The sequence below is a fragment of the Streptomyces sp. AB3(2024) genome, from assembly GCF_041862025.1.
GTDB lineage: Bacteria > Actinomycetota > Actinomycetes > Streptomycetales > Streptomycetaceae > Streptomyces.
The window spans coordinates 1-26,148 of record NZ_JBGWAB010000017.1; the positions used below are offsets into that span (position 1 = coordinate 1).

Genomic DNA, 26,148 nt, shown 5'->3' on the forward strand with positions numbered 1-26,148 from the left:
GACACTTCGTTACTCGACATCTCGAAGCGTGGAGGGCGGCCGCCTCACGTGCCCCCGAAAACCATAGATCTCAGCAGGTCGGATGACAGGCGAGGTTAAAGATCAAGCTTAGAAGCCGTTGTCTTTCCGAGAGTGATGGGTGCGTTTCCGCTGGTCAGGTATGTGTCCGGGCGTTCAGTGGCAGGGACGAGATGTCGTGTCGTCTCTGCGGTGGAGGTGCCGGATGCCGTCGGTGATGGGGCTGCTGGAGGAGCGTGAACGCGCCGCTCGGCAGCGGGTGGATGCCCTTCAGGCCGAGTTGCGGGAGGCAGAGGCCGTGTGGGAGCGATTCGTGATCGCCCGTGAGGCGGTGGCTGAGGTCCTGGCGGAACCTCGCGGAGCCGAGAAAGGGGCACTGGCCGTGATCGCCGACGGGCAGCCGACGCGGATTGTGGGTGCGATGCCGGGTTCGGTGGTGCCGGTGTGGCGGGAAGGACTCACCATTGCGGTGCTGGCGCCGGATCACCAGCAGCTCATGAACGCTCTGGCGGGTGGGAGTGGGTCGGATGCCGTGGCGATGGACTGTCGGGAACTCGCGGTGGCGGTAGGGCTGGAGCCGGTGCCCGCGAAGGTGGAGGGCGTGCGGTCGAAGGTGAAGCGCCTGGCTGCGCGGGGCTGGGTGGCAGAGGAGCGTCCCGGAGTGTTCAGTGTCATCGCCGGGCGAGGCTCATGACCATGCTCATCGACCATCTGATCATCGCCGCGGCGCTGTCGGTGCGGGTTTCGTAGTCGCGGGCCAGGCGGCGTGAGCGCATCAGCCGTGCGAACGTGCGCTCGACAAGCCATTTTTTCGGCAGGACGACGAAGCCGATGTTGTTGTCGCTGCGTTTGACTACCGTCAGCGCGATCCGCAGCACGTTGTGGGCGAAGGCGACGAGTTGGCCGGTGTAGCCGCCGTCGGCCCAGACCAGCGTGATGCGCCAGTGCCGCTCGCGCAGTCGGGCCAGCAGTGTCTGTCCCGCGTCCCGGTCAGTGACGGACGCCGCCGTGACAACGACGGTCAGTAGCAGGCCGAGGGTGTCCACCACGATGTGGCGCTTGCGGCCGTTGACCTTCTTGCCGCCGTCGAAGCCACGGGTCGCAGCCGGCACCGACGCGGCTGCCTTCACCGACTGGGCGTCGATGACGCCCGCGGTCGGCTCCCGGACGCGGCCGGCCGATTCACGGATCCGGTCCCGCAGCCGGTCGTGGAACTCGGCCGTCCAGCCCTTGTCGCGCCAGCGTCGGAAGAAGGCGTAGACGCGGTCCCACGCGGGCAAGTCCGCGGGCATCGACCGCAACGACGTCACCCAGCTCATTCCACTGCTCCAGGCAGTGCCGCCCGTGCGGGGCAAGCGAGGCCGCCCTCGGCGCCGCCCCGACGTCGTGCTCGGTGACCGTGGCTACGATCACGACAAGTACCGCCGCCTCGTCCGCGCGCTCGGCGTGAAGCCACTGATCGCGCGACGCGGCACCGCACACGGCTCCGGACTGGGTTGTCGAGCGCACCTTCGCCCACCTGCACTGGTTCCGCCGCCTGCGGATCCGCTGGGAAATCCGCGACGACATCCACGAAGCCTTCCTCACCCTGGGATGCCCGCTTATCTGCTGGCGGCGCCTGTCACAGCTCCCCCGAGCCCTCGCCCTCCCGCAGTAGCCATTCCCTGACCGAAGGAGCATGGTCAAAGAGCTGGCTGACCTGCATGCCTTCGTCGCGTGAGGTCACTTGGGGCAGCGGGGTGAAGTCATCGGGAAGCACGTCCAGCAGGCTCTTCACGCGGTCTCCCGCGCGCAGAGTGATCAACAGCTCGCACCGCAGCTGATGTGGAACGTCCGGGCGGTGGGGCAGGCTGTGCCACAAGGCCGGCCACAAGTAGTGGGTGCCATCAGGCGCCGCATTCGCTTGCACCCAAGCCGGGTCCAACCGCTGGCTCAGGCCGAGGTCACACCCCCGCTCCTCCAGCTTGAACAGGGACGACGAATCAACGGCCTTCAGCTCGCGAGGCAGCGGTTGATCGAAGTCCATCGCCCCATGTTGCCCGACAGCACCCCGCGACGAGGAGCCGACCCCACAGAGTCATTCTGTCAGGAGTTCTAAGGGGGAGGGGACTACGAGTGGACGGGCGGGACCGTCCCAAAAGCTCCGGCGGATACGCGGATCTTGGGGATGAGTCTCGGCCACGTGTCCGGATTTAAGGTAGTACGTGCGGGGGATGGAAGATCAATCTTGGGAATGATCCGGTCTGACCCGCTCGTCCAACACAGTCGAGACGCAAGCGATTTCACCCGACGAAGGAACGGGACCACGCGCATGAAACGTCTCGCACGGCTGCTCGCCACCTCCGGACTCTTAGCCGCCGCCCTTCCCGGGCTGGCGGCGCCATCGGCCTCCGCCGCCCCGGCCCCCGCGTACCTGCGACAGACGCCGGCCTGGCACCGTTGCAGCCCCGATCGGCCGGCGGCGTACGAGTGCGCCACCCTCAAGGTGCCGCTCGACTACCAGCGACCCGAAGGGCGCACCCTGAACCTCGCCATATCCCGGATGAAGAGCGAGAATCCCGCCAAACGGCGTGGCGTCCTCCTCCTCAACCCCGGCGGCCCCGGGACCTCGGGGCTCTACCGGCCGATACGGACGAATGCCGAGATGCCCAAGGACGTCCGCGACCGCTACGACCTCGTCGGCTTCGACCCGCGCGGCGTCGGCGAGAGCAGCCCGATCGGCTGTGGTGATCTGAGCGAAGCGGAGGTGGGCGTCGGCGGGGCGTACCGGCCCGAGACCTTCGCCTCGGACGTGTCCTGGGCGCGCGGCATCGCCGACAAGTGCCGTGAGAAGTCGGGCGATGTGATTCCCTACATCACCACCCGCAACGCGGCGCGCGACATGGACGTCATCCGCGCCGCACTGGGCGAGCGGACGGTCTCGTACCTGGGCTACTCGTACGGGACGTACCTCGGCGCGGTGTACTCCCAGATGTTCCCGGAGCGCACCGACCGGTTCGTCCTGGACAGCGGCGTGGACCCGGGGCGCGTCTGGCGCGGCATGATCCAGGCGTGGGGGACCGGAGCCGAGCCCGCCTTCGAGCGGTGGACGCGGTGGGCGGCGGAGCGCTCGGACACTTATGGGCTCGGCGCCACGCCCGAGGCGGTCTCGGCCACCTTCTGGGCGCTGGTGGCGCGGGCCGACCGGGACCCGATCATCCACTACGGGGAGAAGATGACGGGTGACGACATCAGGGCCGACCCGTCGCTCTTCTTCGATCCCCACGGTGCCTCGGCCGTCATCAAGTCCATCAAGGCATCGGCCGACAAGGCGCCCCAGCCGCCCGGTGGCACCGATCCGGGCGCGAGCGGGAAGGGTGCCGACAGGAAGGGGCCCGGCGCGCACTCACCGCTCGGCGACGTCCGGGCCGCCGGCCCGGGTGTCGACGCGGGAGGGGAGCCGGAAGGTCCTGACGCCGTTCCCGCCAGCAACGTCACCGCCGTGTACTGGGCCGTGGTGTGCGGGGACACGGACAGCTGGCCCCGCGATCCGGAGCAGTACGCGCGGGACGCGGCGCGGGACAAGGTGGAGCACCCGCTGTACGGGGACTTCGCGTCGAACATCAAACCGTGCGCCTTCTGGCAGCGGCCGCTGGAGCCCACCACGCCCATGAAGACCCGGGCCGACGTCCTGACCGTACAGAACGAGTGGGATCCGATGACCCCGCTCGGCACCGGCCAGGGGCTGCACCAGGCGCTCAAGGGGTCGCGGATGGTGCTGGCGCTGGGGGGTGAGGGGCATGGTGTGTATCTCTCCAGCCCCACGGCCTGCGCCAACATACCCGTCAACGCGTACCTCTCGACGGGACAGCTGCCCGCGAAGGACGTGACCTGCCACAACCCGCCGCCCACCCCGGATCCGGAAGGTGCCGGAGCCCGCTGACGACAGGGCCCGGCCGCCCGGCCCCACTGCAATCGGCTGAACCCGGTCAAGCGGTCAGCGGCGGCGAAGACGTAGGACGCCGGCTCACCGCCCAACGCCGGGACTGGAACCGGCTCAACGCCGAGCAGCAGACCCGGCTCGGCACGCTCGGCGTCACCCCGGCGCGGGTCGTACCGGCCCGGCGGGCGGCTGCGGGGAAAGGTGGGTCCGGGCGGGGCGCCGAGGCGTTTCAGAAGGGGGTTCAGGGTCTCACGCAGTATATGGAGCGCGAAGGCCGCGGCACTCCAGGCAGGTCCCACGTGGAGATCCTCCCCGACGGAAGTGAGCAGCGGACCGGGGTATGGATCGCCAACCAGAAACAGCGCCGCAACCGACTCGATGCCGGACAGCTCGCCGCCCTCGCCCAGCTCGGGATGGAGTGGGCCCGCTCGTGACGGCGGGGCCGATCACGGCGGCCGCCCTGGGGTGATCGGCCGCACGAGCGACCCCTTGAGTGCGGATGATCGGGCCCCGCAATGAGGGTCAGGCTCAGTGGTGTCCAAACCCTCGGACTGGGCCCAGGAGCCTGCGGTAGGCACAACCCCCTTCGGCGTCGCAACGGCTCAGCCGACAGCGCCGAGGATCGGCGCCCAGGCGGCACCGGTGAGTGCGGCCACCACCTGCTGTTCGGACAGCGGGGGCGCGGCACGGGTCGGCTTCGGTGTGTCGGAGCCGCTGCCGCCGCCGGTGCTGTTCCACTGCACCAGCTGCAGCTGCGCGCCGGTCGACTTCAGGGTCACCGTCACCGTCCACCGGCGGGCGGTGTCCGCCCGGGCCGGGTGTTCGGCCGCGTTCTGCTCCGACATCACCACAGCCCCGCCCGGAATCGCGGCACTGCCCGGCAGCTCGCTCAGCGTGCAGGTGTCGCCTGCGGCACGCGCGGGCGTCCGCTCGCAGCTCAGCCCGTCGCCGTCCTTGAGCGGCAGCTTGAGCCGCACGGCCGAGACGCCGACGAAGGCAGCGCCGTGCCCGTCGTCGACGACCAGTTCACCGTTGGCGACGTACCCACCGTGCGGATCCAAGGGGTTGTTGCTCTGTCCGGTCACCTGACTGAATCGCCCCCCGGGGAGCGTCTGTTCCAGGGCCTGGATCATCTGATCGCCGGTAATCGCAGAACGAGGCGTCGCCAGCGCCACCGTCTCCATGTCGGAGCCTGCGGAGTGGATCCGTGCGAGCACGCCGGGAATCACCAGGGCGGCTCCCGCGATCACGGCACAGGCGCCGATCCCGGCGGTGACGCCGGCGCTGCGCCGACGCCGACGGCTCCGCCCGCGCTGGACGGCTCCGCTCAGGAGCGCGGTGAGATCGGGTTCGAGGGAGTTCGTCGTGCGGTCCAGGGCATGTGCAAGGTCTGATTCGAACGGCATGGTGTCATCACTTCTCTCTTGCTGATGGGGGTGTTGCGGCGGCATGAACCTGCGTGCACCAGCGCTCAATGCGGAACCAGATCGGACAGGCTGTCACCGAGCAGGGCACGCAGCCTGGCGAGTGCCCGGGTGCCCTGCGAGCGGACCGCGCTGCTGCTCAGCCTGAGCATCCGGGCGGTCTCCTCGATGCTGTGGCCCTCCCAGTAGCGCAGCAGCAGCACCGCCCGGTCGCGGGGCGGCAGTTGGCCGAGCGCGTCCAGCAGAGTGATCCGCAGTGCGGCGTCGGGGCAGGACTCCGGGGTGTCGGGCACACTTCCGATCGGGCGCTCGCCGGTGCTGCGCCGACGCCGCATGCTGAGGAAGGTACGGACCAGAACCGTCTGGGCGTAGGCCGCTGGCCTGTCCGCACCGGCCACCCGGTTCCAGTGCACGTACACCCGGCTGAGGGTCTCCTGGACCAGGTCCTCGGCAAGATGCGTGTCGCCGGCCGCGAGTGCGTAAGCCGAGCGGTAGAGCGCCCTTGCCCTTGTGGCCACGAACTCCAGGTACTCATCCTCCTGTGCTGATTTCACTCGGTCCCCGCCTGTTCTCTTGCTTCGTGATCTACGTGCATACCCCTCTTGACTACGCGAGACGTCAGGATGTCGCGCGGGCGGGAGCTCTTTCTCTTCCACCTCTGATCATCAGGACGGCCGGGTCGGGCGGGTGACCGCGAAGCCGCGATCATCTTCGTGACGACTTCGGGCTGCACCCGGCGGCAGCTGCCGCCGAGTGCAGCTGCCGCCGGTGTTCGGCCAAGGCGGGCAGACGGTCTACCAGCGCTTCGCCCAGTGGAGCCGGCCCGGGTCTGGGCCCGGCTCAACGAGGAGCAGCAGGCCAGGCCGGCAGGCTGAGCGTCACCCCGGCGCGGTCCGTGCGGGCCCTCCAGGCGCCTGCCCGGACAGGGTCCGCCCACCGCACGGGGATGTGGCCGGCCAACCAGCGGCAGCGCCGTGACCGGCTCGACGCCGGCCCGGTGATCCATTCCGACCGCGGCTGCCAATACACCAGTAGCGAACTCACCACCCTGACAGCGGAGTTCGGTATCCGGCTGCCGGTCGGACCCACCGGTCAGTACTGGGACAACGCCCTCGACGAGGCGCGGGCCCTGCTCGGCCATGCCGACCGCGTCCGTGTACGCGTGAGCGCGGCAGCCGGCGCCGCGACCATCACCGTCGGCATCCTGGGCGACGGCACCGACCCGGGAGTGTCCAGGCCGGCCGCCGCCTACCGTCGAACCCACCCCGGCATCGGCATCCGCATCCGCGACACCGATCTGACCGACCCGACGTGCGGGCTGCGCACCGGACTGGTCGACGTCGCCCTGGCCCGGGCGCCCTTCGACGAGACCGCCCTGACGGTGCGTGCGCTGCGAACCGATCCGGTCGGTGTAGTCCTGCGCGCCGACGATCCGCCGGCCCGCCGCGACCGGCTGCATCTGGCCGAGCTGAGCGACCGCCGCTGGTTCCGGTTCCCGCAGGGCACCGACCCCGTCTGGCAGTCGTACTGGAACGGCGGCACGCCGCGCGAGGGCCCAGTGGTGCGCGCCGTCTCGTGAACCCCTCGGAGCTGCCTCCCGAAGTGGTGAACACAGGCTGTCCGTTCTCCGTTCTGGTGAACAAAGCCAGCATTCACCTCATCAAGGAGCGTGCCGATGTTTCCTGGAGGTGCGGAATACAGGCAGGTGGTGAGGGACAGGCCTGACCTGATGAGCTCCGGCAAGCCGCCGAAGGCGGGGCACCGCCCCTTTCGCGGTGGCCGCGTCCCGCCTTCGGTGATCAGCCGTCTGATGTGAGCGGTCTCGTTGTCCGGTCATGTGCCGGTCTGGCGAGGGCCCGCTGGTTTCGGAGGTGTGTCAGGAACTGATGGGGGTGGTGAGGGTCGGGGTTTTGACCACCCTCGCGGAGATGGCGTAGACGCGGAGCCTGCCCGGGTTGACGGTGTCCATGTTCGTTGCGAAGGCCCACCACCGTTCTCCGCCGATCGGCTTGCTCGACTGCAGCAGGTACCTCTGGGCGTGCGCGTTGCCGGCTTCCACGTCGGCGCCGCCGCCGGTCCGGATTTCGCCGGTCGGGCAGTCGGCTGCGGCCGAGGCTCTGCCGGGGTATCCGCCGGAGGAGACGGGAATGGTCACCTCCGTCTCCACGACGCGCACGGTGTCGTCGGCCTGGGCCAGAGTGGCCGGCCCGTCGCGCAGTGGACGGGGCGTCGCAGGTCCCGGCCGGCTGCCGGCTCACCGGGACGACGTGGCGGCTGCTCGTCTCCGTCGCGAAATGCCGGGCCGCCTTGTGGAGGATGTCGCGCGCCTGCTCCAGCTCACGGATCCTCTTCCGGGCTGCGGCCGGCTCCGCCGGAACGTGGTCGCCACGTGACTTCGCTGCGGTCCCCGGCGCGGAGTGGGAGCCGGAGCGCTGTGCGTCGGCGGCCCGGATCCAGTTCCGGAGTGTCTCGGTATTCACTCCCAGAGGGACTCCGGTCTCCTGGACCGTCAAGATCCAAGTCTCTCCGGTGTCCGGAATCCGAGGTCAGGGCCCGGTCGCGGGCGGCCCCTGAATCCGCCCTACAGCCGAGACAGGACCAGGACCCAGGTCCCGGTCCGACAGACGAACAGTCCCATGGCCCCGGGCGACTTCTCATCCCGCACTCGGACGATCTCCGTGAAATCCGGTGATTCGCTGTAAGGGCACTGTCCGAGATCGAGCCGAACGGAAGTCCCCGTGATTCACGCCCGGACCGGATGCTCCACGAGACATCCATCCATGGAGATCCCTCCCTCTGGGTGCTGCCGGGAACCGGACGGGTGTCGGTGGGCCAGGCGCCGATGAACCGATTCACCGAAAGCCGGCTCGGTGACTTCCTTCGAGAGAAACCGCCCGGAGAGGGGCCGGCCCCGGAAGGGACTGCGGCTGCCTCGGCGGGCGGCAACGGGATCGCGGGCATTGATTTTTCTCAAAGATTCACACGCAAGTTGATCGAAGGGCAAGAACACATGGCTATTCACACGAAGCGCATGCGCATCAGCCGCCGGTGGCTGATGGCGACGGTGGTGATCGCGGCGGGGGCGGCCCTTACTCCGGTGGCGGTCCATGCGGTCACCATCGATGAGGTCCCCACGGCCGGTGGGAAGCAGAACCCGGTACGCGTACTGGAGCAGGCGGCCCACCCGCTGCGTGCGACCGAGCCCGGCGGGAACACGGCCGACCTGCGCGCCCTGTCCGGGATGATCGGCGACGCCAAGGTGGTCGGCCTCGGCGAAGCCACCCACGGCTCCCACGAGTTCTTCACCATGAAAGAGCGGGTCTTCCGCCACCTCGTCGAGGAGAAGGGCTTCACCACCTTCGCCCTGGAGCTGAGCTGGTCCGCGGGACTCCAGATCGACGACTACCTCCAGACCGGCAAGGGCGATGCCCGCAAGATCGCCGCACAGACGCTGGCCGGCTCTCCCTGGGAACGCGAGGAATTCGTGAGTCTCATCGAGTGGATGCGCAACCACAACCGCGACCACCCCGACCGCCCCGTGCACTTCATGGGCGACGACATCGGCGCCCCCTCGTTGAATGACGCGTTCTTCGCACGCGTGACCGGCTACGTGGAAAAGAACCACCCCGAGGCCCTCCCGCGGCTGAACGAGCTCTACGCCGGCCTGCGGCCCATCGACGACGTTTTCGCCTACCTGGCCAAGCCGCTCGCGGAGCGGCAGCAGCTCGCCGCCAAGGCGCAGCAGGGTCTGGAACTGGTCAGCAGTCAGAAGGGCTCCGGCACAGACGCCTTCGACTGGGCCGAGCAGAACGCCCGCTCGATCGCCCAGACCGCCAGGTTCCTCACCTTGAACCCCGCCGACCAGGAGTCCCTGAACAGCCTTCAGCGCTTCCGCGACGAGGTGATGGCGCAAAACGTCGCATGGTGGCAGAAGCGCACCGGCGACAAGATCCTGGTGTCGGCGCAGAACAACCACGTCGGCTACGTCTCCGACGACCCCGAGCTGTACTCGAAGACGCAGGGGTCGTTCCTGCGGGAGACCATGGGCAAGAACTACCTGCCCATCGGCTTCACCTTCAACCAGGGCTCGTTCCTGTCGAAGGACGCCGCCCTCGGCGGCGACTGGAAGAAATTCACCGTGGGCGCCGCCGAGCCCGGGAGGAACGAGCACACCCTTGACCAGGTCCGCTACCAGGATTTCTACCTCGACGTCCGCAAGGCCCCGGCCGCCGCGCGCGCCTGGCTGAACGTCGCCCGACCCACCCTCAACATCGGCACGCAGTTCCCCGAGAAGCCCCGCGACGTCGCGATCGCCAAGTCCTTCGATCTCCTCATCCACCTCCACGAAATCCGGGAGGCCGACAAGCTGAAGCCATGACGAACCCGCCGAGCCGCGCTCCGGTGCACTGCCTCCGTATTGCCCCGGGAGGTTGTGGACGGATGGTTCAGGTCTCGGCCGAGGCCTCATGAACGAGTGAGCGCCTTCCGGTTCGGTGTGGATTCGATGTCACCGACGGCAGAAGGGATTCGGCGGGGCCGTCGAACGCTTCCCGGCAGGTCAGGACACGGCGGACGGGGAGGAGCCGCCGGGAATCAGGAGGCGGGGTTCGGACGTGCCGTCCGCCGGGGCCGACCAGGTGTCGGCGGCGCGTCCGTCCCGTCCGGGGAGGGCGTAGCCGACGGTCTTGTCGTCCAGCCAGGCCGCCTGGTCGTCGACGCTGCGCGTTTCCGCGAGCGGGTGTTCGCGCATGTCCGCCAGGTCCAGGACATAGAGCCGCCAGGGTGCGGCGGGGTCGTCGGAGACCTTCTTCTTGAAGGCGATGCGGGTGTCGTCCGGGGAGAGGGACGGACATTCGACGTTTTCGCGCAGGGCCTTCGCGGACCAGTTGCGCAGGTCCCCCTCGACGAGGTGGGTGCGGCCCTTGGTCGACACCGTGGCGTAGAAGCGGTTGTCGTCGCGTGCGAAGGTCACTCCCCAGTAGTTGACGTCGCCGGCGTGGTAGCGGGTCCCGTCGATGGTCAGCGGGATCTCCTCCATGGATTTGATCAGGTAGCCGGTGCGCAGGTCGAGGATGGAGGTCCGGGTGGAGAAGGCGGTCGTGGCGTAGGAGTCGCCGGTCGCGAAGGTCGTCCAGGACAGTACGTTTCCCGAGGCCGAGACGCGGGCCCGGTTGGGGATGCCGGGTACGGTCACGCGCTTGATCTCGCGCAGCCGCCGGTCCAGTACGAGGGCCTGGGTACGGGCCGGGATTCCGGGCAGCTTGCGCAGGCACAGGGCGCGTTCCCCCGCGGCGTAGAAGCGCTCGCAGGCGGGGCCTCCCGTGGCGGGCGGCCCCCCTGTGCCGCTCCGGCGGGCGACCTGTCCGGTGGCCGAGTCCCGGTAGTAGAGCCCGGGTTCGGCCAGGCTGAACGATCCGTCCAGGGTCGCAGTCGGCAGGCCGCGGTGTCTGGCGTGCAGTACGTAGCCCAGGGAGCCGCCCCCCAGCACCAGGACGGAGAGTACGACGAGGGCGAGGCGGCGGAGCTGTGGCGGTCGGCGGTTCACGGTGCCTCCGGGGCGTCGTGGGCGGAAGCGGGAGCGGATACGGGAGCGGGCAGGATGTGCCAGGCGGCCGCGAGCGCGCCCGCGAGCGCGAGCGCCGCCGTCCACAGGGCGGGCCCCTGCCCCCAGAAGGTCCAGGCGGCCCCGAAGCCCGCCGCGCCCAGCAGCCGGGCCAGTGCCTGGCCGGTCTGGAGCACCGCCAGCCCGCCGGCCCGGCGGTGCGCGTGCAGCACGGGGCCGGCCAAGGCCATCAGGACCCCGTCGGTGGAGGCGTAGAAGACGCCGAGGAGCGCCAGTACCGCGATCGCGGTGGGCCAGGCAACGGGCAACAGCAGGACGGCGTACGCGCCGAGCAGCGCGAGGTGTCCGGCCAGGAACGGCAGCCGGCGCCCGACGCGGTCGGCGATCCGGCCGGCCGGGACGGCGAGCACGAGGTATCCGGTGGCGGCGCCGAGCGGCAGCAGGGGGAAGAGGGCGGGCGGCAGGTCGAGGCCGCGCTGGATGAGCAGGTAGAGGAAGGAGTCGCCGATGGTGGCGGCTCCGAGCAGGGAGGCGGCGTACAGGATCCGGCGGAAGGCGGGGTCCCGAAGTGCACGACGGTGGAGGGGTGTTGACCGGATCGGTGGTGCGGGGGCGGCGGAGGGGACGTACAGGACGAGGAGGAGCACACCGAGCAGGCCCGTGCAGAAGCTGACGGCGAACACCGCGTCGTAGGCGTCGGCGGTGGCCCACAGCACGGCGAAGGCTGCGAGCGGACCGAGGAGTGCACCGGTGGTGTCCATGGCGCGGTGCACTCCGAAGGCCCGGCCCAGTGTCTCCGGCGGGCCGCTGAGCGAGATCAGCGCGTCGCGCGGGGCGGTGCGCACGCCCTTGCCGAGTCGGTCGGCGGCGAGTGAGGCGGCGATCCCCGCGGTGGCGCCGCCGGCGAGGAGCAGCCCGAGCCGGGAGAGGGCGGAGAGGAGGTAGCCGGCGCCGGCGACGCGTTTGTGGTGGCCGCCGCGGTCGGCGAGGCGGCCACCGAGGAGCCGGACGAGGGCGGTGGCCCCGTTGAACATGCCGTCCAGGAAGCCGAATTGGAGGGGTGAGAGGCCGAGGCCGAGGACGAGGTAGAGCGGCAGCACGGCCGTGACCATCTCGGAGGAGACGTCGGTGACGAGGCTGACCGCGCCCAGCGCGACGACGGTGGCGGGGACGCGCCGCCGGGCCCCGGCGGGGCGGGGCGGCGCGTCCGGGCGGCCGGTGTTGGCCAGGTACATCAGTGGCAGCTGTACTTGGGGCTGGTGTCCTTGACCGACCCGTCGGCGGCGACGTAGGTCCAGCCGTAGCCGGAGTCCGTGAAGTCGAGCTTCAGGACCCCGTACTGGCCGCTGATGCGCTTCTGGCTGTTGGGCTGCACCTGCTCGATCGGGTAGGGCTCGGCGCCGCCCATGCCGCCGACGATCTCCACGATCCCGTCGGCGGCCGCCTTGCCGTCGGGGTTCTGCGGGGCGAACCGCTCGTAGTGGTGGTCGTGTCCGTTCAGGACGAGGTCGGCCTTGGCTCCGTAGAGGATCTTCCAGACGGGCTTGGAGACGGGGTCGTTGCCGTGTCCGCCCGAGGAGTACAGCGGGTGGTGCCAGTAGGCGGCGATGCACTGCTTGCCGTTGGCGGCGAGGTCGGCCTTGAGCCAGTCGATCTGGGCCGTCTGGTCGAAGGCGTTGGAGTCGAGGGCGATGAAGTGCCAGTTGCCCTCGTCGAAGCTGTAGTAGCTCTTGCCCTGCGGGTAGGCGATGTTCCCGAAGTACGCCTTGTATCCGGCGAGGGAGCCGGCCGGGTCGTACGTCTCGTGGTTGCCGGGCACGGGGTGGGTCTTGTCCTTGAAGGTGCCCCAGCTCTTGTCGTAGTAGGCGCGGAAGTCGGCGATCCGGGCGTCGTCGTACTGGTTGTCGCCCATCGTCAGGTAGAACTTCGGGTCGATCTGCCGGGCCAGGGCGGCGGTCTTCGGGTGCGCGCAGCCGCTGTCGGAGGCCGTGCACTGGGCGGCGATGTCACCGGCCGCGACGACGGTGAAGGCGCCGCCGCCGGGGGGCGGGCCGCCGTCGACGGTGCCGTACACCTCGGCCTCGAAGAGGGAGTAGCCGTACGCCGTGCCGCGCGCGGTGCCGTACACGCGCAGGTACCTGCCCTTGCCGGAGAGGCCGGCGAGGTCGTCGGTGCCGCCGTTGCCGGCCTTCTCTTCGGCGATCTTGGTCCAGGTCGCGCCGTCGGCGGAGACCTCGACGCGATAGGCCTTGGCGTAGGCGGACTCCCAGGTCAGCTTGACCCGGGAGACGGTGGCGCCGGCCCCGAGGTCGACGCGGATCCACTGCGGGTCCTTGCCCTCGACGCTGGCCCAGCGGGTCGAGGCGGCGCCGTCGAAGGCGTTCGCGGCGCCGAGCGAGGAGCTCTCGGTGGACGAGGCGGTGGCCGGCCTGCCGCGCGAGATGAGCGGGTCGGCCGCGGCTCCCGCCCGGCCGGGCCAGGCCAGGAGGAGCCCGGCGACGAGGGCGAGCGCCGCGGTTAAGACGAGGAGGGCGGGCCGAAGCCGACTGCCGGATGTGGGTGGTGGGGTGGAGGCGCGCAGGTGCATGCCTGACTCCTTGACCTGGGAACGGCGAGAGCTGGACACCGGTGCGGGGAACGCCGCCCTCCGAACCCCGGGGCGAGCAGGGGACGGCGTCACGGCGGCCGGGTCAGAGCTCTCGCTGAGCACGTCATGCCCATGCCATCAGGCACCGTGCCGGGCCGCCGTCGGGGAGCGTAGCCGATAGGAAAGTTTCCTACCAGTGGTTCGACATCACGGTCTGCGGGGCCGGACGAGGGCGGTGTGCAGGAGTTCGGGACGCGCCGCCGCGCTGCTCTGCTCGCCAGCCGTGCCGGTGGGCGGGGAGACGGTGGGCGGGTCCGGTTCGTGTTCAGGACGGTGACGTCGAGCCGGGACCCTCCCTGGCGAGGCCGTGGGCAGGGCGGGCATCGCCCACGCCACCTCGGGCTACCGGTCGTTCAGCCCGGTAGACAGGCGTCCTGGGGCTGCGGGTCCCGGATGAGCGGGCAGGACTGTGCAGTGGAGGCCGGCCGTGGGGAGTCGGGGGCGGTCAGCACTGCCACAGGAGTGCCGCGCGGCCGCAGGGGGTGCAGGTGTGCGCGTAGGCGCGGCCGGAGCCGAAGTTCATCGCGGTGACGGGGTCGGGGCCTTCGGTGAGTTCAACGGTAAAGGCCATGGGCTGCGCGCAGGTGGGACAGGAGGGTGTCTCATCGTCCTGGAGCCAGTCGGGGCTGCCGCCGGACCGGCCCAGGATCGTCGCGGTGCCGGGTGCCGTGCGGGCGGGTACGGCGGCGCGGACGGCTCCGAGTCCGAGGAGTTCCCGATCCACACCGTCGGGGGCCGGTACGGGCTCCAGGCCGCCGTCGGGGAGCAGCAGGGCGAGGTTGCCGCCCGCGGTGGGGCTCCACTGTGTGCACCGTCCGGGGCGGTTCGCGCACATGAACAGGGCCAGTACCCCGGGGGCGGGGGTGGTGTGCCCGGGGAGGTCGCCGAGGCGGATCTGGGCGAGGAACTGCAGGGGTGCGGCACACGCGGCGCAGGCCGGCCACGGGGTGCCGGCGGGGGCCAGGGGTGTGCCGCCGGTGCGGGTGACCGGGGCGTCCGGGGCGACCGGCCCGCCGTCGAGGAGGAACATCGTCATGCCGGGACTGTACGCGCGGGGATGCGGCGGGCCGTTCCGGATGACCCGCAGGTCCATTTCATCCTGGACGACTACGCGACCCACGGGACGCCCGGTGGCTGCCTGCCCACCCACGGTTCCACCTCCAACTCCACGCCGACCGGCGCGACCTGACTGAACCTGGTCGAGCGGTGGTTCGCCGAGCTCACTCGGAAGAAGCTCAAGCGTGGCGTCCACCGCTCCGACCAGGCCCTCGAACGCGATGTCCGGGACTGGCTCACCGACCGGAACGAGCATCCCCGACCATTCGTCTGGGCGAAGACCGCCGACGATGTCGGCGACAAAGTCGCCGCCGTCTGGAGGGTGCGTCGAGCTGAGCGTGCGACCTGCCGGGTTGTGCCAGCCGGAGTGCTCAGCGGGCATCGCCACGACCGCCGTCGGCAGCCTCCGGGTCCTGCTTCGGATCGTGCCGAGTCGGGGCACGCGGACTCGGAGGTGAAGCAGCCGATCCCAGCCTTCAGCAGGGCTGGGATCGGCTGCCATTGGCCCGGGGCGCGGTACCGGTGGCACCGCGACGGCCTGGCCCGCATCCTCGTGCCCGGCACGGGGACGCGGCGACCGGGCGGCGCGATCAGCGGTCGTGGAGGAGGGCGACCGCCTCGGCGAAGTCGGCATGAGCGGGTTCGAAGGATCGTGCCGCGACGAGGAACATCGACCGGTCGGTGAGGGCGCGGGCGAGGCGTGCGGGGTTGTCGGGCAGGCGGCGCGCGAGCGTCACAGCCTCGTCGAAGTACGGCGTGAACCGCTCCTCGAACAGGTAGGGGTGGTCGCCTTCGCGGACGGCCGCGCGGATGCCGATCCTGCGCTGGACGTCGACCAGCTCGGGCAGCCGGTCGGCCTCGCGCAGTCTCGCCGCCTCCGCTTCGAGGCCCGGCAGCATGCCGAGAAAACCGTCCCGCACGTCGTGCGACCATCGGAGCTCCGTGCCGAACGGCGGCATCGGGGACTCGGGGCTCGCGGCGGGCTCGGCTGCCCGCCCCGACAGGACGAAGAGCGTTCTCCACCACCTGAGGATGCAACTCCAGTTCTTCGGCTCGCCCGTGGTCGCGAGCTCCTCCAGGACGCTCAGGGCCTCTCGGCGGGCGGCCGCAGCATCCGCCCCGTCCCCGACGGTGTCCCGCATCCGGGAGAAGTGAACCAACTCCCAGGTGAGTATCGCCAGAGCGGTGCGCTGTTCGGCTGCCTCGCGCCGGGTCTCCTCAAGGAGTTCGCTGAAGACGGTCGTTGCGGCGTCGTGGAGCCCGGCGCCCTCCAGGTTCGCCGCCCACCGGACCATGCTCCAGAAGGAGTGCTCCGGAATCCCGTTCCGGGCGGCCTCTTCGTCGAGCTCCGCGGCCTCCCTGAAGCGCCCCTCCTCGGCCAGAACGCTCGCCAGAGGCTCGCTCCGGCCGGCCGCGGCCAGCTCCTCACAGATCGCGCGTCCTTCCGCTCTGCGCCCGAGGGCGAACAAGGATGCCTGGTGGGCGTCCAGGGCCCAGCGCAACCGCTCCGCCCGGTTCGGCGCCCCGGCCTCCATCCTGCGAGCGGCCCGGGAAGCCTCGGCGGTCAGCGCGACGTCCACCTTCGGATCGCGGCTCTCGTGGCGCAGCGCGAGCAGGGCTTCGACCAACTTCGGCACGTACGCCTTCGGACTCACCTCGGCCAGAACCCGGTAGGCACCGACCAGCTCGGCCCGACTCGGCCGGCCGGACCCCAGCAGCAGCACACGGGCCCGAAGCACCGCGTCGTGATCGATCGTCACCATTCCCCCTGTCTCCGGATGACGCACGAAGGAGATTCTGAGAGGCGGGGAACGGATCGGACAACCCTCGCGAACTGTGCGTTCCGTCCTACGAAAAACGGCGCTGACCTGTCATGATGGACATGCTTTCGCCCTGAATCCACGAGCGGGGAGCCGCAGGGAACGCCTCCCGCACCCGTCTGCGGCGATGCGGCCTGTGGTGAGCGGCGGGCGGTTCCGCTGCGCCGCCTCATCCGTCCGTCCGAGGGGCCCGCGCGCTCCTGGCCGCAACTGTCGAGGCCATCGAGGAATCCGGTGCCACCGCACTGAGCCTGCGCGACCTTGCCCGACGAGCCGGGGTCTCCCATGCCGCACCCGCCCACCACTTCGGCGACAAGGCGGGCCTGCTCACCGCTGTGGCCGTCGAGGGGTTCGACCTGTTCGCCGACGCGCTCAACGCCACGTGGGAACGGACCGGCGACTTCACCGAGGTCGGTGTCGCCTACGTACGGTTCGGACTGACCCATCGCGGGCACTTCGAGGTGATGTTCCAGCCCGCCCTGTGCCGCACGGACTCCGCCGACCTGACCGCCGCCCGGGCCCGCGCGGCCGAGGCACTGCGCAGCGGCGCAGCCCTCCTGGCCGCCCGCGCTGAAGACGGGGACCAGCAGATCGCCACGCTGGCTGCCTGGTCACTGGTTCACGGGTTCACGGGTTCACGGCACTACAGATCAGCGGCACGCTCCCGCTCCCGGCGGATGCCGACCCGGAGAGCGTGGCGCGGCAGGTCACCAGGTTCCTCGTCCGGTAGAGCGAGTTCGGCGCGTGGCGGCGGTCACCGAGGCGGCGGTGCCGGGACTGCGCAGCCAGGTGCCCGGGCAATTCCGTCGAACGCCGGCTGCCACCGCGTCACCGTGGTGGAGGTGGCCGCACGGTCCCGATTCCCTTGACACGCGGGTCGGATGTGGGTGCGGGAGACGATGGATGACGGGGTGCCGGTCCATGTGGGAGCTTTCCCAACGGCCTCGGTAACGAACGGCTGTGGGCACGGCGCCGGTGACACGTTGGCGGTACACGGCGAATCGCAGCTCCGGACGTTCCCACCTGGCCTTCGGCGACGTGGGGGCGACCACACCGACCCGCTCAGCGCCCATGCGCAGGTAGAACCGGTCCGCCGGGGGGGCGACACGACACGCACACCGGTCAGGCCCTCACTCTGCGCCTGATCGAGCATGTGCTCCATGAGCAGTCCCCCCACCCCCGTCCCCTGCGCCTCGTCGGACACGAACGCCAAGTCCACCTCTGCGGGCTCAAGCACCAGGGAGTAGAAACCCACGAGCCGGCCTAGAGACCCTTACGTGCCCTGCTGCCTTGCTCCTTCCAGAACACGCTCCGGTCGGCCCCGCGAGTTCAGCCGGAGTCGGGGTACTCCAGAGCGGTGACCGCCGGCGCCCTCAATACCCGGCCGCCAGCAGGCGCACTCGATCCCGGTCTTCCCTGGGTGCAGGGCATCCGGAGGATCCGTAGCCCGAACTCAGGGGCAGACGGGGACCGCGTGTGGACCGACGTAGTCGACGAGTTCGGTACCCCGTCCATGTGTTCGGCAGCAACAACCCCTGCTCAAGACCAGCGGGTGCTCGGTGCCGCATTAGGCCGGCCCGTGCGGAGGTACCAGGCTGGGGCGTACGGTCTACCGGGCGTGATCCAGGGCGGATGTCCAGGTGGCAATGTCCGCCTCGCCGGCTGGGCGGGGGTCGGCGTCGTAGAGCTGGGCCACCCCTTCCTCGGGGCGGGTGGCGGGGTTGGTGGCCCACATGTAGCTCTGGCCCACAAGGTACTTGTGCTCGGTCTCGTCGCTCTGGCTGACCAGCATCTCCCCCGAGGCGTTGCCCTTGAGGACGCGGTCGACGCGGACACGGCAGGCGTCGGAGGGCAGGCCCTCCACGGTGCGCCGGCCGAGGTCCTCCACGACCCGTCCCGGTGAACACGGCGGTGGCTTCGGGGGCCACGAGGGCCGGATTGGTGGTGTCGAAGGTGTGGACGGCCTCGCTCGTGGTGTGCGCGGAACGGTACTGGCCCCAGCCCGCGGCAGGCCGGACCCCCGCCTCCGCCATTACGCGGCCCGAACACACCCACCCGCCCGGGTAGGCGATGATGGCCCGAAGTGGTCTGGCGTTCCCCTGTCGGCCGTCCACCGGAAGTGGAGTGCGGGGATTCATGCTCGGGCAGTGGACCCGGGACAGGAAAGGGCAGGCGGCGGGATGAGCACGACTGATGACCGGGTGTACTGCGGCGACGAGGGCCACGTGGTCCGGCCCGCCCCGGGCCGGGTGTACGTGAGGCTGGCGGGTGGCCCCCTGGACGGTCAGCTCCTCGACGTGACCAGCCTTTCCCTGCGGGAGTGGGCGGAGGGCGTACTCCTGATCACCGACCGCGGGCTGTACGGGCCCGGCGGCCGAGCCCTGTACAGCCCTTCCGAAGCCGACCCGGAAGGACCCTTCCGCTGGGAAGGCGACACACCCTGAACCGGCGGGGTCGGGTCCAGAGTGCACCGCGGACCCACCGTTCACACGGGAGTCGTGAACCACACCGCCGGTGACGTGGACCACACCGCCGGACACCGCAACATCCGCCGTCGCCGCGTCACCGGCCCGCGTCATCGAGATCGGAACCGGGGCAGGGCGTCGGTACCCGACTGCTACGCCGCCCGCCGTGTGTGCCTGGCCAACGGGGTTGTCGCGGTCGGCCCGCCAGAGGACGTTCTGAACCGCTCTACCCGATTCGACCCCCGGCTTGGGCCAGGTGGGCCGGTGGCGCGGAGTGACGGAGTTGCCCGGGCGGTGCCGGGCGAATGAAGTCGATCCTATGCTGACGGTCGTGCAGGTACTGGGTACGAGCAGTGAGGACGAGATGGTCGCCTGCTTCTTGAGCGCCGAGCTGTCCAGCCGGAGGTTCGGCCGGAACCTCCGGTCTCACCTGGCGGCAGCCGGGCAGGCCGAGCAGTTGCTGACGTATCCGGACCTCTCCGACGCTGGAGCGAACTCCGCACGTCGTACTCTGCTCGCTGTGACGCGCGGCTACGGCGAGAACCGCGACCTGTTCGAGAACTTCCCCACTCACGTCACGTGGACCAGGGCACTCCTGTCCGCCGACGAGGCGGCCGGCGTGCGCTACATCGACTATTCCTTCTGGGTCGAACTGTCGGGTGGCAGCCGCCGGCCGGCCGACGCGGCCGTACGCATCAAGGCGGGGCTACGGGCGTTCGACGTGCCCAACGAACCGTTCGTCGACGCGGCCCGCGCGCTCATCATGGGCGAGCGGTTTCCTCCGCTCATTCTCGTCGGCGAGAGTCAGGACAACCTGGTCTGTCTTGAGGGCCACCTGCGCCTGACCGCCCACGCCCTCGTTGGCTTCCCGACCGACATCGAGTGCCTGATCGGCACCGCGCCGGCCATGGGACGCTGGGCGCAGTAGTCCAGTCGCACCAACCTCTTGGCGCCCCAAATGATCATTTGATGATATTCCGAGCCGCTTTACCTGGTTCGGCTGTCGGCCCGGGGCAGGAGGACGGGCGGGCCGGGGAGTCCGGGTGGGGCCGCATCAATAGCAGGTCCTCGCCCCAGGCGTCCAGTACCGCCGCGTGGCCGGCGGCCCGGGCAGCCGCCTCGACCCGGGCGAAGAGCCGCTGCTGCGACGCCACTTCGCCGGTCGCGGTGATCCGGGCGACGGTGTCCAGCAGCGCGGCGCTCTCCCAGCCGGACAGCGGGAACCGGTCCAGCTCCCAGGCCAGGTACTTGTTGTAGGGGCGCGGTCTGCGGTCCAGGGCGAAGAGCAGGTCGAGCAGGAATCCGACACTGGCGGCCGCGTCGAGGTGGCCGGCGAGCGGGTTGCCATCGCGGTGGTTCTTGACCGAGCGGTAGAGCGAGTTGGCGTAGGCGTCCAGCAGGGCGGCGCCGGACCGGAAGGCCTCCTCGGCGCCGAGCCGTCCCATCGCGGCGACGATCCGGGCGACCTCTCCGTCGCGGCGGTCGAGCAGCACTCGGGAGCGGGCGATGGCGTACCGCTCCCAGTCGGCGGGCCGTCGGAACCGATCGAGGGTGGTGACGACCAGGTCGAGCCGCGCGGAGCGGTAGCCGTCGAGCGCAGCCAGCTCGCTCGCCGCGTCGGCGTCGGCGTCGGCGTCGGCGTCGGCGTCGGCGTCGGCGTCGGCGTCGGCGTCGGCGTCGGCGTCGGCGTCGGCGTCGGCGAGGATGACGTAGAGGTCGTGGTCGGAGTGACGGGTGGTCATGCCGTCATGGGCCCGGGAGCCCTTGAGGACCAGCCCGACGACGGCCGGGTCGGCCGTCGCATCGGCGACGAACGCCGCGAAATCCAGCGTCACGCCAGGTCCTTGCGCATCAGCGTGCACATCGTCTCGTACCGCTGGCGCGAGCCGTCCTCGGCCTCCACGTCCCAGGAGTCGAGTTCGCGGCCGAAGGCCCGGTAGCCCAGGCGTTCGTAGAGGGTGCGGGCGCGCGGGTTGCTCTCCTCGACGCCGAGTTCGGCGCGGGTCAGGCCGCGGGCGCCGATCCGCTGCTCGGCGGAGCGGATCAGCAGCGTGCCGATCCCGCAGGACTGCAGGGCCGGGTGGACGCTGAGTTGCCAGAGCGTGCCGGCGCCGGGCGTGAGTGTGTAGTCGATGCCGCCGACCGCCACCGGGAGCCCGACCGGCGTGCACACCGCCAGGTAGTCGATCTCGCCCGCCTCGGCGCGGCGGATCAGGTGGACGAGCTCGCGCACGTGCTGGGGGGAGCCGGCCCAGCCGCAGAACGGCAGGTCCGCGTCAGTGAGGCCGCGCACCGACAGGTGCAGCCTGATCTCGGTCATCGCCGCATCCCTTCGACTCCGACAGCGGCCGTCTCCCATTTCAGCAAGCCGGTCCCCGTGCCGTCCAAGGGGTTTCGGGCCAGCCCTGACGTCAGCCGGAGGGGCTTGCGCTCGGGACTGGGGCCGGGCGTCGGCGAGGTCCGGGGTATCCGGGGCAGCACGGTGACGCCCGTGGGCGGGGTGCTCGCACAGGTCGCGGGCCGCGCATCGACCCGGCGGCGTCGGCGAAGACGGTGAGGATCTGTTGGCAGGCCGGGTGGTCCGGCAGGGTTGGCGGCGGATCGGTCGGCTCCGGGGTAGTTGGCGGTGGGGCGAGAAGCGTCTTGCGGGTCACCGCCAGGTTCTCCGTCTCCTCGTCTTCGAGCCACCGGTCGACGCGGAGCCCCTCCGGCGTCGCGGCTTTGCCGCGCATCGCGGCGCCGATCCGGTGGGTGCCGGCCCGGGTGGTCCGGTTCGCGGATTCGACCAGCGGGTGCGCCGGTGCGCCAGCCGGTCCGGCGGCGGCTTCGGGGTCCGGCCGTGTCGGCGCAATGCGCCAGGGGGCGCAGGGACAGGACCCCACCCGGCGTCCCTCCCGCCCGTACGGGGTACGTCCACGGGTGCGGTCCCACGGGGGTGGTCGGGGCCGTGCGGTATCGGCAGCCGGAGGGGGCCCGCGATGGCCGAAGTGACCAGGCTCGGCGGAGCGGCGGTGGTCCTGGTGGGGATCCCCGCGGGGATGTACTACGTCGGGTGGGCCATGTGGGAGGGAGGCCCCAGCCCGTGGGCGGGCCTGTTGTTCCTGGTCATCGGCGCCACCCACTGGGCGCTCTTCCCGCTCCTGGTCAAGGAAGCCGCTCCGCTCGCATTGGTGCTGATGTTCCTGAACATCTCGTGGCTCCTGCTGTTCATCCTGCGCTCCGACATGAGCGAGGACCAGCGGATGCACGATCAGGGCGTGACCGAGCAGGCTGTGGTGACGGAGTGGATCCGTACCTCCGACCCCATGAGCGGCGTCTACGACCAGGTCACGTCGATCGGCCTGGAGCTCCCCGGCGGCGGCAGGCCCCGCCTCGAACTCAAGGGCGCCCACGCACCGGCCGTCGGGTCGACGGTGCAAGTCACCCGGGACCCGCGGGGCGACGTGCCGATCCGCCTGGGGCCCCGCCCCGGCGCCCCCGGCGGCGTCCTCGCCACGATCACCCTCGTCGTGGTCCTGGGCACCAGCCTCACCCTGAGCACGGCGGCCGCGGCCTTCGTCAAGGACCGGTAGGCACGTCGCGGCCGGCAGCCACGGCCCGGCCCCCGTTCAGGTCGGTGTGCAGCAGGTGGTGGTCCGAGTACGGGCTGGGGCGGACGCGGTGCGTGCGCGGGGTGATGCCGCGCAGGAACACGTAGTCGAACTTGCTGTTCCAGTCGGTGGTCGCCGTGCAGGCATCGGCGCCGGCGCCTGCGGTCGAGGGGCGGCAGCCGGGGTCCGTGTCCCGGGCCAGGGCCCACATCGGGCCGAGCTCGGGCGCGTCCGGCACGGCGTTGAAGTCGCCGAGGACGATCGCACGGTCGTGACGGGCGACTGCCGTGGCCAGCACCTCCACCTGGCCCGTCCGCACCTCCCCCTGCCGGCGTTCGGCGAGGTGGGTGTCGAAGACGCGGACGGGCCGGCCGCCCACCAGCGTGGTGACGGCCAGGTAACCGCGTTCCTCGGAGCCGCCGTCGGGGTATTCGGCGCTCACCCGGTCCGTCATCGGCGCCGCCGAGAGGATCGCCTGGCCGAAACCGCCCGGCCGCCACGGCAGCCCCCCGCAGCGGTTCCAGTTCCGCAGGACCGACCCGTACTCGACCCGGTAGAGCAGCCCGTAGACCTCCGCCAGGTAGCTGCGGATCTCCTCGACGTCCCGTACACACGCCTCCTGCAGGCCGATGACCTGCGGCGCGGCCGTGGCGATCTCCCTCGCGCGGCCGAAGTTCAGCCCGCTCCCACCGCACGGATTGCAGATGTTCCACGTGCCGACCCGGTCCGGTACGACCTCCCCGGGCGCATCGGACGGCAGCGGCCTGGCGAGGGGCAGGCCACGGGTCGGTGCGCTGGGGCCCAGGAGCAGCACCATGCAGAGCGCGGCCATCGCGCCCGCGGCCCACCGCGCGCCCCTTCTCAGCACCATCGCCTCCCCGGAGTGGACGCACATCATCACACGCCGCCCTCGACGCGCAATCGAGGTGCTTCCCGGCCGGTTCGTCCGGCATCATCACGCCATGATCGGCAATCGGATCACCCATCGCACGGCGGACGGCGTCCGCATTCCCGGCACCTGGCGGCACGCCTTCATATGCAACGGCGGCTCCTACTTCCTCACCGACCTCTTCATCTACGCGGACGGTCTCGTCGACTGCTGGGAGCTGGTCACCCTCGAAGAGTTCGAGCAGAAGCTCCGCTGCGGATGGGTGGCCACCAGCCTTCCGGACGGCGGACGCGCCTCCGCGCACCACCTGGCCTCGTGGACCTTCGGCGAACCGAGCACCTGGCTGACTCCGGACCTGCTGCTCGCCGAAGTCCGCGACACCGTCGACGAGCTGAACGGCCGCCCCGACTCGACCGCCCGCTGCCTCGCCGCGGTGGACGTCTTCATGGCGGACCGTACGGAGGCCAACCGGGCCGCCGCCCGCACCGCCTACCTGGCCGTCCCCGAAACCGTACGGCTCTACGCGCTCGGCGACATGGACCGCAAGGACCACCCCCTCCGGGTGCTGGTGGCCGGGCCCGGCGGCCGGACCGCGGACGAGCCCGGGGAAACGGTCACGCAGGAGGAGTACGACGAGGCCGTCGCCTACTTCGAGGAACGCGAACAGTGGCTCGCGAAGGCCCCTTCGCGGGTGCCGGCCGACGGGCCGGCCGAGTCCTTCGCCCCCGCGGTCAAGATCTACCACTCGTATCCCCGGCGCGCGCTCGAAGACCCGGGCAAGAAGGCCCTGCGCAACGACTACCCCGCCCCGATCACCGTCGGCGACGTCACCTACCCGTCGGTGGCGCACGCCTACTGGGCCCGTTCCGTCGCCGAACCGGAGGCCCGGAGCGCGGTCGTGGCGGCGGAGTCGGGCGCGAAGGCCCGTACGCTCGCGGCCGCGGGGCCGCGGCGCGAGGGCTGGGAGCAGGTCCGGACGGCGGTCATGGCCCGCCTGCTGCGCGCCAAGTACGAGCAGCACCCCGGCCTCGCGGCGATCCTGCTGGCCACGGGTGACGCGACCGTGCTCTACGACGACGCCGACTCGGGCTTCTGGGGCGAGAACGGGGGCCGGGGCCGCAACTGGACGGGCCGCCTCCTGGAACTCGTCCGTTCCGAACTGCTGGCCCGCCAGACCCTCGTCGACTGACGCGGGATCATCCGTCCTTTCCCGCGGCGTTGTTTACCAGTGGGTTGTTCAGCGGGGACACGACGGTGTCGGTGTCGGCGTTCTGGGCCGTGGTCCCTGCACGGTCGTTGAAGGTGGCGGTTGCGCGCGGACATCGCCGTACCGGACGGTGCGTTTCGTGTCAGGCCGGAGATCAAACCCTGTTTCCCTCTCATGATCATCAAGCGCAGAATGTTCCGCACGACGACGACACGGGTGATCACACAGCAGACCATCGGCGGCTCCGACGTGCTGGAAATCGTCGAGGTACCCCTTCCTTCCCCGGGCCCCGGCGAGGTCCTGGTGCGCGTACGGGCCACCGGTATGAACCCCGCGGACTGGAAGGTCCGGATCGGCAAGGTGGACTTCTTCGGCCCGCCGCCGTTCGTGCTCGGCCACGAGTTCAGCGGCACGGTGGAGGTCGTCGGCGAGGGCGTGGCCCGCTTCGCGGTGGGCGAGGAGGTCTACGGCTGGACCGTCCCGCCGCAGGGCAGCCACGCCGACCACGTGGTGGTGGCCGAAGACCGGATCGCGCCCAAGCCGCGCACCCTCGACCACGTCGGCTCGGCCGCGCTGCCGATCTCCGGCTTCACCGCCTACCAGGCCATGGTCACCCTCTCCGACGTGCGCTCCGGCCAGCGGGTACTGATCCACGGCGCGGCCGGCGGCGTCGGCCACCTCGCCGTGCAGATCGCCAAGGCCCGGGGCGCGTACGTCATCGGCACGGCCCGCGCCGCCAAGCACGACTACCTGCGCGGACCCGGGGCCGACGAGCTGATCGACTACACGGTGGAGGACTTCTCGGCTCTGCGCGGCATCGACGCGGTGCTGGACACCGTCAGCAACGACTACGGTCCGCGTTCCCTGCCCACCCTCAAGCCGGGCGGCATCATGGGAGCCAGACCCGGACTGAGGAGCGCGCTTCTTTTTCCGCGTCGCGCGAAGGTCCCGGCGGATCTCCACCCGCTTCTCCACCCCCGGGTCCAGGTGCGGCGAGCGGTCTCGCAGCAGTCTGGAGGGCATGACAGCAACCGAGTGGATCACCGATATCGCCCTCGTCCTGATCGTCTTCCGGCAACTGCGGGAAGGCCGTCTCGACCGCAAGACCTTCCTGCTGCCGCTGGGGATCGTGGCCTTCGTGGGGTACTCGTACCTGGACTCCGTCCCCACCGACGGCAACGACCTCGTCCTGATCGCGGCCCTGACGGCGGTGGGCGCCGCACTGGGCATCGCCGGGGGGATCTACACCCGGATCCGCGCCCTCCACGGAAACCTCCTGATCAAGGCGGGTGCCGTGTCGGCGGTCCTGTGGATCGTGGGCATGGGGGCGCGGATGGGGTTCCAGACGTGGGTGGAGCACGGCGGCGGCGCCGACGACGTGGCCCGGTTCAGCCTCGCGCACCACATCACCAGCCAGCAGGCATGGGTCACGGCCTTCGTCCTGATGGCGCTCACCGAGGTCGTCACCCGGGTGGCCACGATCTTCGTACGCAGCCGGACGGTGCGGGCTGCCACTGCCCTGCCCGTACTCGGCCGCACGGCCTGAG

26 protein-coding genes and 3 pseudogenes are annotated in these 26,148 nt (G+C 70.7%); 14 read left to right on the forward strand and 15 right to left on the reverse strand.

All coding sequences use genetic code 11. The features are described 5' to 3' along the window. Nucleotides 1–223 precede the first annotated feature (223 nt). Nucleotides 224–712, forward strand: a complete 489-nt coding sequence (locus ACEPPI_RS09980; RefSeq protein ID WP_373914867.1) for a hypothetical protein — start codon at nucleotides 224–226, stop codon at nucleotides 710–712. On the opposite strand, the gene ACEPPI_RS09985 is transcribed toward ACEPPI_RS09980, so the two are convergent. Beyond that, entirely contained in the window at nucleotides 690–1,337 is a 648-nt protein-coding gene (locus ACEPPI_RS09985) for an IS5 family transposase (RefSeq protein ID WP_373914868.1), read from the reverse strand. The two genes, ACEPPI_RS09980 and ACEPPI_RS09985, sit on opposite strands and share 23 nt — an antisense overlap. Here ACEPPI_RS09985 and ACEPPI_RS09990 point away from each other — a divergent pair. Then, nucleotides 1,306–1,675 (forward strand): annotated as a pseudogene (locus ACEPPI_RS09990) (transposase); the annotation flags it as partial. The gene ACEPPI_RS09985 and the pseudogene ACEPPI_RS09990 overlap by 32 nt on opposite strands. Here ACEPPI_RS09990 and ACEPPI_RS09995 read toward each other — a convergent pair. After that, nucleotides 1,640–2,044: a hypothetical protein gene (locus ACEPPI_RS09995; protein WP_373914869.1), complete on the reverse strand. Its 405-nt coding sequence runs from the start codon at nucleotides 2,042–2,044 to the stop codon at nucleotides 1,640–1,642. The pseudogene ACEPPI_RS09990 and the gene ACEPPI_RS09995 sit on opposite strands and share 36 nt — an antisense overlap. A gap of 285 nt (nucleotides 2,045–2,329) precedes the next feature. Between ACEPPI_RS09995 and ACEPPI_RS10000 the strand changes: the two genes are divergently transcribed. Further along, nucleotides 2,330–3,940 (forward strand): alpha/beta hydrolase, encoded by a 1,611-nt coding sequence (locus ACEPPI_RS10000; protein WP_373914870.1) that lies wholly within the window; start codon nucleotides 2,330–2,332, stop codon nucleotides 3,938–3,940. A 299-nt stretch (nucleotides 3,941–4,239) separates the two neighbouring features. Next, nucleotides 4,240–4,374, forward strand: a complete 135-nt coding sequence (locus tag ACEPPI_RS10005) for a helicase (RefSeq protein ID WP_373914871.1) — start codon at nucleotides 4,240–4,242, stop codon at nucleotides 4,372–4,374. 168 nt (nucleotides 4,375–4,542) lie between these two features. On the opposite strand, the gene ACEPPI_RS10010 is transcribed toward ACEPPI_RS10005, so the two are convergent. Together ACEPPI_RS10010 and ACEPPI_RS10015 are read right to left on the reverse strand one after the other, a co-directional pair. Next, the gene (locus ACEPPI_RS10010) at nucleotides 4,543–5,391 is read right to left on the reverse strand and encodes a hypothetical protein (RefSeq protein WP_373914872.1); all 849 of its coding nucleotides are present in this window, start codon (nucleotides 5,389–5,391) and stop codon (nucleotides 4,543–4,545) included. 20 nt (nucleotides 5,392–5,411) lie between these two features. Then, entirely contained in the window at nucleotides 5,412–5,918 is a 507-nt protein-coding gene (locus tag ACEPPI_RS10015; RefSeq protein WP_373914873.1) for a SigE family RNA polymerase sigma factor, read from the reverse strand. A gap of 512 nt (nucleotides 5,919–6,430) precedes the next feature. Between ACEPPI_RS10015 and ACEPPI_RS10020 the strand changes: the two are divergent. Beyond that, a pseudogene (locus ACEPPI_RS10020) lies at nucleotides 6,431–6,937 on the forward strand (LysR substrate-binding domain-containing protein); the annotation flags it as partial. 303 nt (nucleotides 6,938–7,240) lie between these two features. Here ACEPPI_RS10020 and ACEPPI_RS10025 read toward each other — a convergent pair. Beyond that, the gene (locus ACEPPI_RS10025) at nucleotides 7,241–7,531 is read right to left on the reverse strand and encodes a hypothetical protein (RefSeq protein ID WP_373914874.1); all 291 of its coding nucleotides are present in this window, start codon (nucleotides 7,529–7,531) and stop codon (nucleotides 7,241–7,243) included. An 843-nt stretch (nucleotides 7,532–8,374) separates the two neighbouring features. Here ACEPPI_RS10025 and ACEPPI_RS10030 point away from each other — a divergent pair. Continuing rightward, a complete protein-coding gene (locus ACEPPI_RS10030) occupies nucleotides 8,375–9,742 on the forward strand; it encodes an erythromycin esterase family protein (protein WP_373914875.1) in 1,368 nt (455 codons plus the stop codon). Nucleotides 9,743–9,922: 180 nt separating this feature from the next. Here ACEPPI_RS10030 and ACEPPI_RS10035 read toward each other — a convergent pair whose 3' ends face one another. The 4 genes from ACEPPI_RS10035 to ACEPPI_RS10050 all read right to left on the reverse strand — a co-directional run bounded on the left by ACEPPI_RS10035 (nucleotide 9,923) and on the right by ACEPPI_RS10050 (nucleotide 14,610). Continuing rightward, on the reverse strand, nucleotides 9,923–10,909 hold the full coding sequence (locus tag ACEPPI_RS10035; protein ID WP_373914876.1) for a hypothetical protein: 987 nt from the start codon (nucleotides 10,907–10,909) through the stop codon (nucleotides 9,923–9,925). Beyond that, nucleotides 10,906–12,162 (reverse strand): MFS transporter, encoded by a 1,257-nt coding sequence (locus ACEPPI_RS10040; protein WP_373914877.1) that lies wholly within the window; start codon nucleotides 12,160–12,162, stop codon nucleotides 10,906–10,908. Before ACEPPI_RS10040 ends, ACEPPI_RS10035 begins: the two co-directional genes overlap by 4 nt. Continuing rightward, a complete protein-coding gene (locus ACEPPI_RS10045) occupies nucleotides 12,162–13,514 on the reverse strand; it encodes a discoidin domain-containing protein (protein WP_373914878.1) in 1,353 nt (450 codons plus the stop codon). Before ACEPPI_RS10045 ends, ACEPPI_RS10040 begins: the two co-directional genes overlap by 1 nt. A gap of 505 nt (nucleotides 13,515–14,019) precedes the next feature. Further along, a complete protein-coding gene (locus tag ACEPPI_RS10050; protein WP_373914879.1) occupies nucleotides 14,020–14,610 on the reverse strand; it encodes a DUF1963 domain-containing protein in 591 nt (196 codons plus the stop codon). A 21-nt stretch (nucleotides 14,611–14,631) separates the two neighbouring features. On the opposite strand from ACEPPI_RS10050, the gene ACEPPI_RS10055 reads away from it, so the two are divergent. Continuing rightward, entirely contained in the window at nucleotides 14,632–14,763 is a 132-nt protein-coding gene (locus ACEPPI_RS10055) for a hypothetical protein (RefSeq protein WP_373914880.1), read from the forward strand. Nucleotides 14,764–15,220: 457 nt separating this feature from the next. Here ACEPPI_RS10055 and ACEPPI_RS10060 read toward each other — a convergent pair whose 3' ends face one another. Next, a complete protein-coding gene (locus ACEPPI_RS10060; protein WP_373914881.1) occupies nucleotides 15,221–16,393 on the reverse strand; it encodes a hypothetical protein in 1,173 nt (390 codons plus the stop codon). A gap of 308 nt (nucleotides 16,394–16,701) precedes the next feature. On the opposite strand from ACEPPI_RS10060, the gene ACEPPI_RS10065 reads away from it, so the two are divergent. Continuing rightward, the gene (locus ACEPPI_RS10065) at nucleotides 16,702–17,319 is read left to right on the forward strand and encodes a TetR/AcrR family transcriptional regulator (protein WP_373914951.1); all 618 of its coding nucleotides are present in this window, start codon (nucleotides 16,702–16,704) and stop codon (nucleotides 17,317–17,319) included. Here ACEPPI_RS10065 and ACEPPI_RS10070 read toward each other — a convergent pair. Both ACEPPI_RS10070 and ACEPPI_RS10075 read right to left on the reverse strand, forming a co-directional pair. Continuing rightward, nucleotides 17,205–17,705 carry a hypothetical protein gene (locus ACEPPI_RS10070; RefSeq protein ID WP_373914882.1) on the reverse strand — a complete coding sequence of 167 codons (501 nt, stop codon included), beginning with the start codon at nucleotides 17,703–17,705 and terminating at the stop codon, nucleotides 17,205–17,207. The two genes, ACEPPI_RS10065 and ACEPPI_RS10070, sit on opposite strands and share 115 nt — an antisense overlap. Before the next feature lie 354 nt (nucleotides 17,706–18,059). After that, on the reverse strand, nucleotides 18,060–18,338 hold the full coding sequence (locus tag ACEPPI_RS10075; protein ID WP_373914883.1) for a hypothetical protein: 279 nt from the start codon (nucleotides 18,336–18,338) through the stop codon (nucleotides 18,060–18,062). Between the two features lie 292 nt (nucleotides 18,339–18,630). Between ACEPPI_RS10075 and ACEPPI_RS10080 the strand changes: the two genes are divergently transcribed. Then, a complete protein-coding gene (locus ACEPPI_RS10080; protein ID WP_373914884.1) occupies nucleotides 18,631–18,894 on the forward strand; it encodes a hypothetical protein in 264 nt (87 codons plus the stop codon). Nucleotides 18,895–19,234: 340 nt separating this feature from the next. Next, nucleotides 19,235–19,843: a hypothetical protein gene (locus ACEPPI_RS10085; protein ID WP_373914885.1), complete on the forward strand. Its 609-nt coding sequence runs from the start codon at nucleotides 19,235–19,237 to the stop codon at nucleotides 19,841–19,843. A gap of 34 nt (nucleotides 19,844–19,877) precedes the next feature. Here ACEPPI_RS10085 and ACEPPI_RS10090 read toward each other — a convergent pair whose 3' ends face one another. Together ACEPPI_RS10090 and ACEPPI_RS10095 are read right to left on the reverse strand one after the other, a co-directional pair. After that, nucleotides 19,878–20,750 (reverse strand): hypothetical protein, encoded by an 873-nt coding sequence (locus ACEPPI_RS10090; RefSeq protein ID WP_373914886.1) that lies wholly within the window; start codon nucleotides 20,748–20,750, stop codon nucleotides 19,878–19,880. Next, entirely contained in the window at nucleotides 20,747–21,235 is a 489-nt protein-coding gene (locus ACEPPI_RS10095) for a GNAT family N-acetyltransferase (RefSeq protein WP_373914887.1), read from the reverse strand. Before ACEPPI_RS10095 ends, ACEPPI_RS10090 begins: the two co-directional genes overlap by 4 nt. 658 nt (nucleotides 21,236–21,893) lie before the next feature. Between ACEPPI_RS10095 and ACEPPI_RS10100 the strand changes: the two genes are divergently transcribed. Next, complete coding sequence (locus ACEPPI_RS10100; protein WP_373914888.1) at nucleotides 21,894–22,487, forward strand: hypothetical protein; 594 nt, start codon at nucleotides 21,894–21,896, stop codon at nucleotides 22,485–22,487. Here ACEPPI_RS10100 and ACEPPI_RS10105 read toward each other — a convergent pair. Further along, complete coding sequence (locus ACEPPI_RS10105) at nucleotides 22,474–23,376, reverse strand: endonuclease/exonuclease/phosphatase family protein (RefSeq protein WP_373914889.1); 903 nt, start codon at nucleotides 23,374–23,376, stop codon at nucleotides 22,474–22,476. The two genes, ACEPPI_RS10100 and ACEPPI_RS10105, sit on opposite strands and share 14 nt — an antisense overlap. A gap of 91 nt (nucleotides 23,377–23,467) precedes the next feature. Between ACEPPI_RS10105 and ACEPPI_RS10110 the strand changes: the two genes are divergently transcribed. The 3 genes and pseudogenes from ACEPPI_RS10110 (at nucleotide 23,468) to ACEPPI_RS10120 (ending at nucleotide 26,147) form a co-directional block, all read left to right on the forward strand. Next, the gene (locus ACEPPI_RS10110) at nucleotides 23,468–24,583 is read left to right on the forward strand and encodes an NADAR family protein (RefSeq protein ID WP_373914890.1); all 1,116 of its coding nucleotides are present in this window, start codon (nucleotides 23,468–23,470) and stop codon (nucleotides 24,581–24,583) included. A gap of 342 nt (nucleotides 24,584–24,925) precedes the next feature. Then, nucleotides 24,926–25,429 (forward strand): annotated as a pseudogene (locus ACEPPI_RS10115) (NADP-dependent oxidoreductase); the annotation flags it as partial. Between the two features lie 193 nt (nucleotides 25,430–25,622). Next, a complete protein-coding gene (locus ACEPPI_RS10120; RefSeq protein ID WP_373914952.1) occupies nucleotides 25,623–26,147 on the forward strand; it encodes a hypothetical protein in 525 nt (174 codons plus the stop codon). Nucleotide 26,148: the final 1 nt, after the last annotated feature.